Source organism: Microbispora rosea, assembly GCF_044460045.1.
Lineage (GTDB): Bacteria > Actinomycetota > Actinomycetes > Streptosporangiales > Streptosporangiaceae > Microbispora > Microbispora rosea.
Genome location: NZ_JBITJO010000007.1, coordinates 233812 through 248164, shown reverse-complemented (window position 1 = coordinate 248164; position 14353 = coordinate 233812). Strand labels below are relative to the sequence as shown.

Genomic DNA, 14353 nt, shown 5'->3' with positions numbered 1-14353 from the left:
CGGGCCCTCCCGAGGCTGGCGGACCAGCCACCCTCCATGGTGGCATGTCCGGATGCTTGCCTTGACCACCAGACGCGTTCTGCGAATAGCCGCCGTCGTCGTGGCCGTGCCGCTCGCGCTCGGCCTGGCCGGCGCCGCCGCGCTGCGCCTGCAGTTCGCCGGCACGCCGGCCGGATGGGCCAGGACCACCGGCCACGATGCCCTGTGGATGGGCCACGCGTGGGTGGACGGCCGCCGCACCGAGGCCGACGTGCGCGCCCTCGCCGTACGGCTGCGCGCGAGCGGGATCAGGGACGTGTACGTCCACAGCGGGCCGTTCAAGTACGACGGGACCCTGCCGCCCGACCGCTACGCCAACGCCGGAAATTTCCTGAAATGGTGGCGGAAGAACGTGCCCGGCGTCCGGGTGTCGGCCTGGCTCGGCCAGACGGTCAACGACAACGGCAAGCTCCACCTGAGCCTGGCCGACACGGCGACCCGGGCCCGCGTCGTGGCGGGCGCCCGCGACCTGGTCTCCCTCGGGTTCGACGGGATCCACTACGACTTCGAACCGGTTCCCGACGGGAACGAGCCGTTCCTCAGCGTCCTGCGCGAGACCCGGCAGGCCATCGGCGACCGGCCGTTGTCGGTCGCCACCCAGCAGATCGAGCCGCTGACCGGCATGCGCGCCCCCGCCGCCCTGGCGATCGGCCACGACAAGTACTGGACGCCGGACTACTTCCGCTGGGTCGTCGGCCTGACCGACCAGGTCGCGATCATGACGTACGACTCCGGGACGCCCCTGCCGTCCCTGTACGGCGGCTATGTCGCGCGGCAGGCCTCGCTCGCCTTGGGACTGGTGCCGGAGGACAAGACCCTCCTCATCGGGGCTCCGGCGTACCACGACCACGGCGTCGCCTACCTCGACTGGGCCGAGAGCGTCGAGAACGCGGCCGAGGGCGCACGGCTCGCGCTCAGCGAGCACGGCCCCCGCACCGAGTTCGGCCTGGCCCTGTACGTCGATTTCGCGGCCACGGAGGAAGACTGGAGGGAATACGAGCGGGCCTGGGTGCGCGGGGGCGCCGGAGGGAGCGTGAAGTCGTCGGGCGGGCGGCCCGATGTGCGGACCGATGTGCGGACCGCAGCGGCCCCGCCGCGATAGCATGAGCGTGGGCGGTCCTGTCGTCGTGATTTGAGCGATGACCCGGGCTGTTGGTATCCTGTCCAACTGCGTGTGGCGCGCCCTCTCACCAGCCCGCGCGCCCCATCCGACCAAGACTTAACACTGAGGCTTTCTTCGTGGCGAACATCAAGTCCCAGATCAAGCGCAACCGGCAGAACGAGAAGCGCCGGCTGCGCAACAAGGCCGTCAAGTCGTCCCTGAAGACCGCGGTCCGCAAGTTCCGCGAGGCCGCCGACCAGGGGAACGTCGACGACGCCCTCGTCGCGCTCCAGGCCGCGTCCCGGCAGCTCGACAAGGCCGTCAGCAAGGGCGTCATTCACAAGAACCAGGCTGCCAACCGGAAGTCGGCGATCGCCAAGCGCGCCGCCGCTCTGCAGGCCGCCAAGTAGGTCGCACAGACGCGCACGCCGCATCTCCCCTCGCGGGGGGTGCGGCGTTTTCGCGTGCCCGCCCTCGACGTGGCGCGGCTTTTTCGCATGCCCGCTGACGGCATCAGGCGGGAACGGTCTGCGCACGTCAGACGGGCACGGGCTGTGCCGCCTCCTCCGTCGTACGCTGCCGGACCTCGGGCAGGGCGAGCACGGCCAGGTTGACCACGGCCACCAGCGCCGCCGCCGTGAGCAGCGGAGCCGCGGCGCCGGCCCAGGCGGCGACCGGCGCGGCCGCCGCGAGCCCGAGAGGCCGTGCCGCGTAGGAGATGAGGGCGTCGAACGAGTCCACCCGGCCGAGGGCCTGAGGCTCCACACGCTGTTGCACCACCGTCTCCCACAGCGGCATCAAGGTCCCCAGGCCCAGCATGGCGACGACGTACGCGGCGGTCACGACCACGACCGGCGCGGGCAACGCGGTGGAGAACGCGAAGGCGGCGAGCGGGCACGCGTAGACCGCGGCCCCGACCGCCACCACGGCGAGGGGCCGCCGGATCCGCAGCCTCGGGGCGGCGAAGACGCCGAGCACCGTCGCCACCGTTCCCGCCTGCGTGACGACCACCCAGACCGACTCCCCGCCCAGGCTGCGTACGGCGATGACGGGACCGAGGGTCAGCAGGATGCCCGCCCCGAGGTGCCAGACGCCGTGCCCGGCCACGCTGATCAGGAACCAGCGGTGCCGCCGCGCCTCGCGCCACCCTTCCCGCAGGTCGCCGAGGAAGTGAGCGCGTCCGGCCGCCGGCCGGGGAGCCGTGACCAGGCCGCCCAGCGTGACCGCCGATCCGGCGAACAGGACCCCGGTCAGCAGGAAGGACCATCCCGGCCCGAGCCACAGCGTCAGGCCTCCGGCGAGCGCGGGGCCGGCGATCTGGGCGACGCCGCCGGCCACTCCGATGTGGGCGTTCACCCGCAGCCGGCGCTCCGCCGGCACCACTCCGACGACCAGCGGTGACACCGCCGGGACACCGAAGGCCACCGCGGCTCCGGTGAGCGCCGCGAGTCCCGCCATCACCGCGATGGCGGGGTGCCCGAGGAGGAGCAGCACTCCCAGGGTCACCTGGGCGGCGCAGCGGACCAGGTCGGCCACGAGGATCACCCGCCTCGGCGGGAAGCGGTCCGCGACCACTCCGCCGACCGGGAGCAGCAGGAGCATGGGCAGCACCTCGGCGGCGAGGACGACGCCGAGATCGAGGGCGGAGCCGGTCACCCTGATGACGGCGAGGGTGAGCCCCGTGGGGATGAGGGCGGTGGCGAGTGCCGCGACCGTCCGCCCGGCGACCAGACGTGCAATCATGCGAGCAAGTTATTTCGTCAGCGAATCTTTCGTCAACGTATTTTTATGTGGCGTAGGATTGTCGCGTGGACGACTCGGTGGACCGGCACATCGCGCGGTGGCGCGGGAAGGCGCCCTTCGACGAGCGCGTGGAGGCGATCGTCACGCGCATGCAGTTCCTGGTGAAGCACCTGGCTCAGACGAAGGACAGCGCGCTCGCCGCGGTGGGTCTGCAGGACTTCGAGTACGAGACCCTGCATTGGCTCGGCGCCCGGGGAGAGGGCGGCCGTGCCACCCCGTCCGAGCTCGCCGCCGAGTTGAAGGTCTCTCCAGCCGGCATGACGGGCCGCCTGGACACCCTGGAGAAGGCGGGGCTCGTCCGGCGCGTCCGCAGTGTGGAGGACCGCCGCCGGGTGGACGTGGAGTTGACGAGCGCGGGCCGCGCGATCTGGCTCAAGGCGATGGACCTGCGCGGCGAGGTCGAGGACGCGATGGTGGGCGTTCTGGGGCCGGACGACCAGGACGTCCTCGCGGCGCTGCTCAAGCGAATGCTGCTTCGCATGGAGAACCCCGGCACGCCTGACCGATAGACGCGGGCAGCGAGCCCCCGGGAGCAGCGTGGCGACCGGCTCCGGACGGGCGTGTCGGCGTTCTCGGCCACGACCCGAGCCGAGACGGCTGAAGTCAGCGCTTGGTTCGATTGGCCACGATCGTGTGGACGGCCTTCTCCAGCGCGTACGCCGGGTCGGTGCCGCCGCCCTTGACCTGCTCGTCGGCGGTGGCCACGGCCTGCAGTGCGGCGGAGATCCCCTCCGGCCCCCAGCCGGCCAGCTGGCGCTTCACCCTGTCGATCTTCCACGGCGGCATGCCCACATGGCTCGCGAGCTGGCCACCGCGCAGGTTGCGGGGCGCGCCGCCCACCTTGGCGAGCGAGCGCAGCCCTCCCGCGAGCGCGCTGACGATCAGCACCGGCGCCACACCCGTGGCGACGGCCCACCGGACCTGTTCGAGCGCCTCCCCCAAACGGCCCTCGATCGCCAGGTCGGCGATGGTGAAGCCGCTGACCTCAGCGCGTCCCCGGTAGTACTTCGCGACCGCCGCCTCGTCGATGTTCTTGCCCTCGGTGTCGAAGGCGAGCTGACTACAGGCGGCCGCCAGTTCGCGCAGGTCGCTGCCCACGGCGTCGAGCAGCGCCTGTGCGGCGGCGGGCGCGATGGAGCGGCCCTCCCTGCGGACCTCGGCCTTGATGAAGTCGAGCCGCTCTCCCGCCTTCGTCACCTTGGACACGGAGACGACGTCCGCGCCCGCCTTCTTCACACCGTCCACCAGGGCCTTCCCCTTGACCCCGCCGGGGTGGGCCAGCACCAGCACCGCGTCGTCGGCCGGATGGGAGGTGTATTTCACGATCTCGGCGATGACGTCCTTCGAGAGGTCCTGTGCCCCGCGGATCACGATGATCGAGCGGTCGCCGAACAACGAGGGGGAAGCGAGCCCGGTCAGCTCCCCCGGCTCCACCTTGCTCCCCTGAAGGTCGTGCAGCTCCGCCCCCGGCTCCTCGGCGCGTACCGCCGCCACGATGGAGCCGACGGCGCGATCTGCCAGGAACTCCTCGTCGCCGACGACCAGGGTCACAGGTGCTGGGTTCGCCATGTCAGGCAGCATGCCACGTCCCGGGCGGCAGGGGCACACCCACCGCCGCCCCACCCTCGCCTCCTCACCTGGCGCGCGTTCCTTTGCCCCGCACGACCACGGCGAGGCCGTTGTGGGTGGCGACGAGGGCGATGTCCCCCGACAGGTCGGTGCGGTAGGGGCGCATGCCCAGCAAGCGCAGCCGCCGCAGCGTCAGCGGGGCAGGATGCCCGTAGTCGTTGACCGCGCCGACGCTGATGAGGGCGGCCCGCGCGCCCGTGGCGGCGAGGAAGGCCGGTGCCTGCCGTGACGACCCGTGATGAGGCACTTTAAGCACGTCGACCCGTGGCAGGCCGCGCCGCACCAGGGCGTCCTGCGCCTCCGTCTCCAGGTCACCGGCGAGCAGGGCAGCGCCCAGAAGCGGCCCCAGAGGCGGCCCCAGCACCGGCCGTGCTCCGGCCTCTGCCCCCGCTCCGGGAGCTGCGACCTCACCCAGTGCCGCAAGCGTGTCGCGCTGCGCCGTAGGCATGTCGCGCTGTGCCGCCGACCGGTCGCGTGGTGCCGCGGCTGGGTCGAACCAGCGGACCAGCAGCACGACGCTGGCGTTGTTGGACGTCGCCCCCTCGCCGGGGCCCTGTGACGCCATACCGGGCTCGGGGGCGAGCACGGTGATCTCGCTCGGTCCGAACCGCCACCGCATCCCGGGGACCGCCTGCCATTCCGGAATACGCGCCGTCCTGAGCTGCGCGGAGACGCGCCCGGCCTCGCCCTCGGGCACGCGGGTCGGGCTCACGACCACCGCCCCCACCGCGCGGCGGCGCAGCACGCCCGGCAGCCCGCCGACGTGGTCGAGATGGGGATGGGTCAGGACCACGAGCGGCACCTGCCGGACCCCGAGGGCGCGCAGGCACCGATCGGCGGGGCCCGGCTGCGGCCCGGTGTCGACCACCACGGCCCGGCCGGGACCGGCCGCCAGCGCCAGGGCGTCCCCCTGGCCGACGTCGCAGACGACCAGCAGCCATCCCGGCGGCGGCCAGGGCGACACCACCGGCATGGCCACGAGCGCGGCGAGCAGCGCGCCCGCGGACAGCGCCGCCACCAGGCGTCTTCGCGCACGGCCCCGCAGGACGAGCCATCCCGCGACGGCCGCCGCCGCCAGCGCGGCCACGCCCGACGCTCCCCCGAGCCACTCCGCCGACGCGAACGGAAGGTCCGCTGCCCGCTGCGCCACCGCGATGATCCAGCCCACCGCCCACCCGGCAGGGCGCACCAGCAGCCGGGCCAGGTCCATGCTCACGGGAGCGACCACGGCGGCCCCGAACCCCAGCACCGTCGCAGGCGCCACCGCGGGCTCCGCGAGGAGGTTGGCCGGGATCGCCGCCAGGTCGAGGCGCCCGGACATCAGCACCAGCAGGGGCGTGACCGCCGCCTGCGCCGCGGCGGTCACGGCCAGGGCCTCGGCGAGCAGGCGGGGCATCCGGCGTGCCGTCAGGCGGTCACGCCATCGGGGCGCGAGGACCAGGATGCCGCCGGTCGCGAACACCGACAGTGCGAAGCCCCACTGGCGGGCCAGCCCGGGATCGAACACGACCAGTCCCAGCACGGTCGCCGACAGGGCGGCCACCCCGTCCCGCGTCCGACCGATGCCGAGTGCCACGGCGGCGACGGTTCCCATGACGAGAGCGCGCAGCACGCTGGGCGACGGCCTCGCCACGACCGAGAACGCGATCATCGCGATGACCGCGACGACGGCCCGGAGGGCCAGGGGCAGCCCGGCCAGGCGCCCGAACACCAGCACGGCGCCCGCCACGATCGCCAAGTTGGTGCCGGACACGGCGGTGAGGTGGCCGAGCCCCGCCGTCGCCAGGTCGAGCCGCACCTCCTCGTCGAGGCGCGACACGTCGCCGACGACCAGGCCGGGCAGCAGCCCGCGCTGGTCGTCCGGCAGCACGTCACTCGCCGTACGCAGACCCGCCCGCAGCACCCCTGCCGCGCGCTGAACCGCCGAGGGTGAGCCGATCGGCTCGGGCGGCCCCCGGACGAGCATCACGGCCGCGACCGGCTCGCCCGGCTCCGGCGGGCCCAACCGCCCGCGCACCCTGACCCGCTGGCTCGGCAGCAGCGGACGCCAGCCGTCGGCCGGACCGAGCAGCACGACGGGCACGTCCACGGCGTACCGCTCCCGAGCGGCCGACACCAGCAGCATCCGGGCTCGGACGACCGCCGTCTCCCGACGGGACACCCCGCCCTGGTGCGGCCGGATGCGCGGATCGTCGGTGATCTCGGCTTCCGCGGTCACCGTGACGTTCCGGCGGGCCAGGTCCGGCACCGGCCCGGTCGTCACCTTGTGGACGGTGAACGCCGTCACCGTGGCCGTAACGGCCGTGGACGCGAACACCGCCAGTGCGATCCTGGCGGCGGCTCCCGGCGCTACCGCCGTGCCGGCGAGTCCCTTGCCTGGCTGCTTGCCGCGCCGTCCGGCGGTCAACGTCGTCACCCAGGTGACTGCGCCCGCGACGGTCGCGGCCAGCGCCACGGCCGCTCCCGCGACGGCGGGGCAGCCGAGCAGCACGAGCGCCGTGAGCCAGGAGGCCACCGCTGGAGCGGCCAGAGCCGCCGGGCCGGAGACCGCCCTACCGCGCCCCGGCTCGACACACCCCGGCTCGACACACCCCGGCTCATCGCGCCTGGACGGGCCGCTGTCCAGCTCGGCACACCCCAGCTCGTCGTGCCCCAGCTCGTCGTGCCCCGGCTCGTCGTGACCCGGATCCTCCCGGCCCGGCAGATCACTGCCCCGCCTGTTTCGGCCCTCGGGCAGGCCGTGGGGGAAACCGACGGCGGTCACACGGAGACCTTGTCGCGCATCTCGGCGAACTTCCTGTCTCCGATGCCTGGGACCTCCTTCAACTGGTCGACGCTCTGAAAGCCTCCGTGCGCGTTCCGGTAGTCGACGATCCGTTGCGCGATCACGCCGCCGATGCCGGGCAGCGCGTCGAGTTGCTCGACGGTGGCGGTGTTGAGGTTCACCACCCCTGCTCCCGGCGCCATGTTCGAGTCAGGAACGGAAGCGGAGCCCGCACCGGCCGTCGTCGCGCTTCCGGCGACGATCTGCTCACCGTCCACCAGACGCCGCGCCAGGTTGATCCCACCCGGTTTCGCGCCCTTCCGCAGACCTCCCGCGGCCTCGATCGCGTCGGCGACCCGTGCGCCGGATGCGAGGACGAACACTCCCGGGTTGCGCACTGTGCCCGTCACATAGACGACGACTCGCGCAGGTGAACCGGGGGTGGCGGCCGTGGGGCCACCGGCGCCAGCGGCATAGACCGTCGCACCCGACCCGCTGTCGGCTCCGGTACCCGACGCGGGCGACGCCGGACCCGGCGACCTGTCGGGGCCGTCGGCAGAATCGGCGGCGGAGTCGGCGGCAGGGCCGAGGTCGCGAACCGCGGCGGCCGGGAGCGGCGGGGCGATGGGCTCGGCCACCGGCTTCGACCGCCACGCCAGAACCCCGGTGACGACCGCGGCGAGCAGCCCGGCGGCCACGAGCACCCGCAGCCCGGGCATGCCCGGATCAAGTCGTGGCAGAGCGCGACCAAGAGCCGCCCGTCCGCGCGTTCGCAGGTCCGGCCCGGACGTCCCCGGCCCGTCCGGGCGCGCTGCCCACCGATCGGCGACCTCCTCGGGCAGGCCGAAGATCTTCTCGTGGTAAGGGCCGTCATCGGCCCCCGTCGGATGCTCGGGCACGTAGGTCTCCATACGGACGATGTGGGGAGCGCCGAACGACGGCGGCGGCCCAGGCGGGGACGGCGTCGACCGCAGGCGGGCGGACGGGGGGACCGGATCGAGCGGACGTAACAGCCCGCGCAGGCGGGACTCGCCGACGACGCCGCGTGCGGCCCCGCGAGACTCCTTGCTTCGCACGCCATGGACGGTAGGGACATACCGAGGCCCCGCCCGCTGCCGAACGCGATTCTGTGGACAACCCGAGTTCCGGCCGGCCCACCAGGCGAGAGCCCCCGGGCGTGGGAGTAAGCGGGCACGGCGGCGCAGCGGGGCGGAGGCCCGGCTCGGGGCGGCGCTGCGGGGCTCGGGAGCGCCGAGCAGCAAGGCGCAGCGCGGCGAGGGTGGTGTGCGGCCCGTCCGGAGGCTCAGGTCACGGCGGCGGGGGCGACGGTGACGCCGAGCATGCCGGGACCGACGTGGGCGCCGAGGACCGGGCCGATCTCGGCCACCCACATCCGTACGAGCCTGGGCAGCCGGGCCGTCAGGCCCTTGGTGAGCGCCTCGGCCCGCTCGGCCGCCATCAGGTGCTGCACGGCCACGTCCACCGGCTGGTCCCCGGCCGCCTCGACGACCAGGTCCTCCAGGCGGGCGAGGGCGCGGCTGCCGGTGCGGACCTTCTCCAGCACCCCGATCTCGCCGTCGGCCATGCGCAGCAGCGGTTTGATCGACAGCGCCGATCCCAGGAGGCCGGCCACCCGGCCGATGCGGCCGCCGTGCCGCAGGTAGTCGAGCGTCTCGACGTAGAAGAACGTGCTCGCTGCAGCGGCCCGCCGCCGGGCCACGTCGGCCACCTCGGCGGCCGGGGCCCCCGACACGGCCGCCCCCGCGGCGGCCAGCACGGCGAAGCCGAGCCCCATGGCGATCGACCCGCTGTCGACGACCTCAACCGGCACGGGGGCTTCACGCGCGGCCAGACGCGCGGAGTCCGCGGTGCCGGACAGCGCGCCGGACAGGTGGACGGAGACGATCGCGGCGGCGCCGTTCGCGGCGGCCCGCCGGTAGGCGTCCGCGAAGCGCTCGGGAGCCGGGCGCGAGGTGAGGATCGGCGAGCGGTCCTTGAGGGCGTGCGCGAGAAGACCGGCGTCGAACGGGGTCACGTCGTCGATCTCGCGATCGCCCAGGATCACTTGAACCGGCACGACGGTGATGTTCCATCTGCCGGTCGCCTCGGCGCCGAGGTACGCCGTGGAATCGGTGACTACAGCGACAGATGGTGACATAACGCGAGATTACCCGCGGGTGATCGACCGGCAACCCTTTCGTGAACCTTCAGACGAGCCGATGGCCCGAGCCGATGGTCCGGGCCGTCACTGGACCGGTACGCCGCCCCGCCAGACACGACGCGGCTTGAGGCCGAACGACCAGGCGAACGCGCCCTCGTGGTCGGCGTCCCACTGGACGATGTCGGCGAGGCGACCGGGAGCGAGGATGCCGCGGTCGGGAGCGCCGAGAACCTGGGCGCCGCCCAGCGTGGCGGCCCGCAGGGCGTCTCCGACGCTCATCCCGAACGCCGCCACCGCGAGGCTGATGACCAGGGACATCGAGGTGATGCCGCAGTGGCCGGGGTTGTGGTCGCTGCCGAGCGCGATCGGGACGCCCTGGGCCAGCAACCGGCGCACCGGCGGGAGGTGACCCACCTGCAGGGCCGCGCCCGGGCAGACGACGGCGGGCACGCCGTATCTCGCCATCAGGGCGACGTCCTCGTCCGAGGCGTGGTGGAGCAGGTCGGCGGAGGCGCAGCCCATCTCGGCCGCGAGCTGGACGGCGCCGCGCCGGTTGTAGGCGCCCGCGTGGATGCGCGGCAGCAGCCCGACGTTGCGGCCGGAGGCCAGCACCCAGCGGGCCTCCTCGGCGGTGAAGTGGCCGTCGTCGCAGTAGACGTCCACGCTGTCGGCCCCGGCGCCCGCGGCGTCCGCGCACCAGGAGGCCACGGCCTCGACGTAGTCGCGCTGGCGGCCGAAGTATTCCGGCGGCACGACGTGGGCGGCCATGAACGTGACGTGGACCCGCGGCATCATCGGCTCTTTCTCGAGCTCGCGCAGCAGCCGCACGTCGGCCAGTTCGCCGTCGCGGGTCAGGTGGTAGCCGGTCTTGGCCTCGACGGTCGTGGTGCCGCCGAGCAGCCACTCGCGCAGCCGCTCGCGGACCCCGTTGCACAGCGTCCAGGGGTCGGTGCCTCGTGTCACGGTGACGGTCGAACCGATGCCGCCACCCGCCGCCGCGATGGCCGAGGCGCTCGACCCGCCGGAGCGCATCGCCATCTCCGCATAGCGGTTGCCGGCGTACACGGGGTGGGTGTGCGCGTCGATGAGGCCGGGCGTGACGAGCGCACCGCCGAGGTTCTCCACGTGGTCGACGTCGACGATGTCGTCGACGACGCCGGGAACGCTCTGCGGGAGGTCGGCGGCACGGCCGACCCACGCGATCCGGTCGTTGTGCACCAGGATCGCGGCGTTGCTGCACACATCGTGCCCGGTCCAGAGCCGGCCGATGTTGGTGAGAAGGCGAACGGTCATCGGACCACCTGCCAAACACCCCGGGACGACGTACGGCCCCCGCTTGCGGGCGCCTGGCCCGCCGGGTCCGCTTCGTGTCCGGACGTCATTGGGGGGTCTCCTGCCTCATCGCGCACCGATGTTGTGCGATGACACTACCGCCGGGATCTCGAACCCGGGCGATTCAGTTCAGTTACGGTATTTCACAGGTGGGCTTGATGTACAGGGTTAGCGACAGAAACGTACGCCGGTCTCATGTGCATCGCGACGCATCAGTCGTCTCACACGCTGCGGCGAGATCAGGATCGACGAGACCGATCCCATGTCCGCGAACGCCTTGGAAAGGGTGACCGCACTGCCTGGTGTCATGTTGTTACCCACGCCATAAGGTCCCATTAGGCTTTCCTTATCGTAGCAAGGGCAACCGCCGGCGGGCCACCGACACGCGGAAGGCGGCCCGCCGATGAGAGGCGTCAGACGGTCTCGACGGGCTTGGCCACCCGGTCCAGCTCCGCGTACAGGCCGGCGAAGACCCGGGCGTGCAGGACCGTGCCGTCACCGGTGTGCTCCAGCGACAGGACCTCGCCCTCGCTGTGCGCCCGCGCGATCAGGTCGCCCCTGTCGTACGGCACCAGCACCCTGACCTCGTGGTCGAGGCGGGGCAGCTCCCGCTCGATCATGGACATCAGCTCGCCGATCCCGGCCCCGGTGCGGGCGGAGACGACGACGCTGTGCCGCTCCTTCATCGTCAGCCGGGTCAGCACGACGGGGTCGGCGGCGTCGGCCTTGTTGACGACCACGATCTCCGGGATGTCCCGCGCGCCCTCGATCTCGGCCAGCACCTCGCGGACGGCCGCGATCTGCGACTCGGGGTCGGCGTGCGACCCGTCCACCACGTGGAGGATCAGGTCGGCGTCGGCCACCTCCTCCAGCGTCGAGCGGAACGCCTCGACGAGCTGGTGGGGCAGGTGCCGTACGAAACCGACCGTGTCGGCCAGCGTGAACAGCCGGCCCTCGGGCGTGCGGGCCCTGCGCACCGTGGGGTCGAGGGTCGCGAACAGCGCGTCCTCGACCAGCACGCCGGCGCCGGTCAGCCGGTTGAGCAGCGACGACTTGCCGGCGTTGGTGTAACCGGCGATCGCCACGGCCGGCACCTCGCGGGCCTGCCGCCGGTGCCGCATGGTCTGCCGCGCGGTCGACATCTCCTTGATCTGCCGCCGCAGCTTGGCCATCCGCTCGCGGATCCGCCGCCGGTCCAGCTCGATCTTGGTCTCACCGGGGCCGCGGCCGCCGATGCCGACGCCGCCGGCGGCGCGACCGCCGACCTGGCGGGACAGGTTGCCACCCCAGCCTCGCAGGCGCGGCAGCAGGTACTGCAGCTGCGCCAGCTCGACCTGCGCCTTGCCCTCGCGGCTCTTGGCGTGCTGAGCGAAGATGTCGAGGATCAGCGCGGTCCGGTCGATGACCTTGACCTTCACGATCTCTTCGAGCTGGCGGAGCTGGCCGGGGGTCAGCTCGCCGTCGCAGATCACGGTGTCGGCGCCGCTCGCGGCCACGATGTCCCGCAGCTCGATCGCCTTGCCCGATCCGATGTAGGTGGCGGGGTCGGGCCGGTCGCGACGCTGGATAAGGCCCTCCAGCACCTGCGATCCGGCGGTTTCGGCCAGCAGCTTCAGCTCCTGCAGCGAGTTCTCCGCGTCCAGCGCGGTGCCGCCCGCCCAGACGCCGACCAGGACGACCCGCTCCAGCCGCAGCTGCCGGTACTCGACTTCGGTGATGTCTTCGAGCTCTGTCGACAGACCCGCTACGCGGCGGAGCGCCTGGCGCTCTTCCAGTTCGTAATCGCCCACGGCGAGGTCTTCGGGCTCGTTTCGCATATATGTCATCTCTACTAGACAGAACAGTCGGACACCCCGATGCCTTCCCGGCCCCGGATGCCTCCCGTCGATGGTGACACGACCCCCGGGACGTACGCACTCTCTTATGCGCCCAGTTCTGCCATGAGCCGGGCACACCGGCCCGCAGTGGTCCGGCTCCAGGCGTAAATGGATCTCGTGGGCCCGGGGCGCGTAGTGCAGGAGAAGATCCATCGCCATGCATGTCCAGGAATTCGGATTCCTGTGGGACAGGACCTTTCCGTGCCGATTACCAATCATCGGCAAACGGGATGTAGCAGGGTTGATCACGAGCGGGGCCGTCCGGCGCCGCCGGAGGCAGCAGGAGGAGAGCGTGACAACCCTGGGAACCGACCTTCGCCGTGCCGTACGCGGGCAGGTCCTCGTCCCCGGCGACGACGGCTTCGAGGCCGCGCGACTGCCGTGGAACCGGGCGGTCGACCAGCGGGTGGCCGCGGTCGTGGAGGTCGAGGACGCGTCCGACGCCGCCGCCGCGGTCCGCTGCGCGAGGCTGGCCGGCCTCTCCGTCGCGGTGCAGCCGAGCGGGCACGGCGCCACGACCCGCCTCGACGGGACGATCCTGCTGCGCACCGGGCGGTTGCGCGGCATGGAGGTCCTGCCGGAGCGGCGGACCGCCCGTGTCGAGGCCGGTGTGCAGTGGGGCGAGTTGCTGACGGCGACCGGCAAGCACGGGCTGACCGGCCTGCCCGGCGGCTCTCCCGTCGTCAGCGTCACCGGCTACACCCTGGGCGGCGGGCTCGGGTGGTTCGCCCGCAGGCACGGCTGGGCGGCCGGCGCCGTACGCGCCTTCGAGGTGGTCGGCGCCGACGGCGTACAGGCCCGCGTGACGGCCGGCTCCGACCCCGACCTGTTCTGGGCGCTGCGCGGCGGCGGGGGCGACTTCGCACTGGTGACGGCGGTGGAGCTGGACCTGCACCCGGCGCCGCTGCTCTACGGCGGGCGCATGCTGTGGCCCGCCGAGCGGACGCCCGACGTGCTCGCCGCCTACCGCGAGGTGACCGCGGCGGCGCCCGCGGAGCTGACCGTCTGGTTCGCGATGGTGAAGTTCCCGCCGGCGCCCCAGGTACCCGAGCCGCTGCGCGGGCTCTCCGCGGTCGCGGTGGACTCGACGTTCCTGGGCGGCGAGGAGGAGGGGCGCGACCTGCTGCGGCGGTTCGAGGACATCCCCGGCGTGCTGAGCGACAGCCGCGCGGCGATGCCCCTGGAGGCCCTGGGCGGCATCTGCGCCGAGCCGACGCAGCCGGTGCCCGGCGCGGGCCGCGCCGAACTGCTGACCGGGCTCGGCGACGCCGTGGCGGACGATCTGCTCGCGGCCGTGGGCGGCGTCGCCCCCTTGGGCACGGTGCAGGTGCGCCACCTGGGCGGCGCGCTGAGCCGGCCCGCCGACGGCGGCGGGGCGTGCGGGCACATCGACGAGCCGTACCTGCTGGGCATGATCGGGCCGGTCATGTCGCCGGAGGGCGGGCAGGCGGTCACCGCGCGGATGGCGGAGATCGCCGGGGCGATGGCGCCGCACACGACGGGGCGCAAGCCGTTCACCTACCTGAACGGCGGCGAGACGGCCGCCTCCGCGTTCGACGCGGACACGCTGGCCCGGCTGCGCGAGATCAAGCGCCGGCGCGACCCCGACGGCGTCTTCCGTTCCAACCAGCCGGTGCTCGCCTGAC

Annotated in this window: 11 protein-coding genes; 4 read left to right on the top strand and 7 right to left on the bottom strand. The window is 73.1% G+C overall.

The features are described from left to right. Nucleotides 1-52: 52 nt before the first annotated feature. Together ACIBK1_RS28580 and rpsT are read left to right on the top strand one after the other, a co-directional pair. On the top strand, nt 53-1141 hold the full coding sequence (locus ACIBK1_RS28580; protein ID WP_396738807.1) for a hypothetical protein: 1089 nt from the start codon (nt 53-55) through the stop codon (nt 1139-1141). Between the two features lie 137 nt (nt 1142-1278). Further along, nucleotides 1279-1551 (top strand): 30S ribosomal protein S20, encoded by a 273-nt coding sequence (gene rpsT, locus ACIBK1_RS28575; protein WP_030506313.1) that lies wholly within the window; start codon nt 1279-1281, stop codon nt 1549-1551. A gap of 127 nt (nt 1552-1678) precedes the next feature. Here rpsT and ACIBK1_RS28570 read toward each other — a convergent pair whose 3' ends face one another. Beyond that, nucleotides 1679-2884 carry an MFS transporter gene (locus ACIBK1_RS28570; RefSeq protein WP_051761335.1) on the bottom strand — a complete coding sequence of 402 codons (1206 nt, stop codon included), beginning with the start codon at nt 2882-2884 and terminating at the stop codon, nt 1679-1681. 65 nt (nt 2885-2949) lie between these two features. Between ACIBK1_RS28570 and ACIBK1_RS28565 the strand changes: the two genes are divergently transcribed. Further along, the gene (locus ACIBK1_RS28565; RefSeq protein WP_076437796.1) at nt 2950-3453 is read left to right on the top strand and encodes a MarR family winged helix-turn-helix transcriptional regulator; all 504 of its coding nucleotides are present in this window, start codon (nt 2950-2952) and stop codon (nt 3451-3453) included. A gap of 94 nt (nt 3454-3547) precedes the next feature. Here ACIBK1_RS28565 and holA read toward each other — a convergent pair whose 3' ends face one another. From holA to hflX, 6 genes are all read right to left on the bottom strand, one after another. Then, entirely contained in the window at nt 3548-4513 is a 966-nt protein-coding gene (gene holA / locus ACIBK1_RS28560) for a DNA polymerase III subunit delta (protein WP_396738804.1), read from the bottom strand. A gap of 64 nt (nt 4514-4577) precedes the next feature. Next, on the bottom strand, nt 4578-7337 hold the full coding sequence (locus ACIBK1_RS28555) for a ComEC/Rec2 family competence protein (protein ID WP_396738802.1): 2760 nt from the start codon (nt 7335-7337) through the stop codon (nt 4578-4580). Next, the gene (locus ACIBK1_RS28550) at nt 7334-8413 is read right to left on the bottom strand and encodes a helix-hairpin-helix domain-containing protein (protein ID WP_396738800.1); all 1080 of its coding nucleotides are present in this window, start codon (nt 8411-8413) and stop codon (nt 7334-7336) included. Before ACIBK1_RS28550 ends, ACIBK1_RS28555 begins: the two co-directional genes overlap by 4 nt. A 227-nt stretch (nt 8414-8640) precedes the next feature. Next, nucleotides 8641-9495, bottom strand: coding sequence for a DegV family protein (locus ACIBK1_RS28545; protein WP_396738798.1), 855 nt, complete (start codon nt 9493-9495; stop codon nt 8641-8643). Nucleotides 9496-9582: 87 nt separating this feature from the next. Continuing rightward, nucleotides 9583-10791 (bottom strand): imidazolonepropionase, encoded by a 1209-nt coding sequence (gene hutI / locus ACIBK1_RS28540; protein ID WP_030506429.1) that lies wholly within the window; start codon nt 10789-10791, stop codon nt 9583-9585. A 452-nt stretch (nt 10792-11243) separates the two neighbouring features. Further along, nucleotides 11244-12647, bottom strand: coding sequence for a GTPase HflX (gene hflX, locus ACIBK1_RS28535; RefSeq protein ID WP_036405305.1), 1404 nt, complete (start codon nt 12645-12647; stop codon nt 11244-11246). 352 nt (nt 12648-12999) lie between these two features. Here hflX and ACIBK1_RS28530 point away from each other — a divergent pair, with 352 nt between their 5' ends. After that, nucleotides 13000-14352 carry an FAD-binding oxidoreductase gene (locus ACIBK1_RS28530; RefSeq protein ID WP_396738796.1) on the top strand — a complete coding sequence of 451 codons (1353 nt, stop codon included), beginning with the start codon at nt 13000-13002 and terminating at the stop codon, nt 14350-14352. Nucleotide 14353: the final 1 nt, after the last annotated feature.

Excerpts from the sequence above, each read along its gene's own strand:
- ACIBK1_RS28580 (WP_396738807.1), top strand. The coding sequence starts at position 53 with ATGCTTGCCTTGACCACCAGACGCGTTCTGCGAATAGCCGCCGTCGTC.
- ACIBK1_RS28570 (WP_051761335.1), bottom strand. The coding sequence starts at position 2,884 with ATGATTGCACGTCTGGTCGCCGGGCGGACGGTCGCGGCACTCGCCACC.
- holA (WP_396738804.1), bottom strand. The coding sequence starts at position 4,513 with ATGGCGAACCCAGCACCTGTGACCCTGGTCGTCGGCGACGAGGAGTTC.
- ACIBK1_RS28545 (WP_396738798.1), bottom strand. The coding sequence starts at position 9,495 with ATGTCACCATCTGTCGCTGTAGTCACCGATTCCACGGCGTACCTCGGC.
- hutI (WP_030506429.1), bottom strand. The coding sequence starts at position 10,791 with ATGACCGTTCGCCTTCTCACCAACATCGGCCGGCTCTGGACCGGGCAC.
- hflX (WP_036405305.1), bottom strand. The coding sequence starts at position 12,647 with ATGCGAAACGAGCCCGAAGACCTCGCCGTGGGCGATTACGAACTGGAA.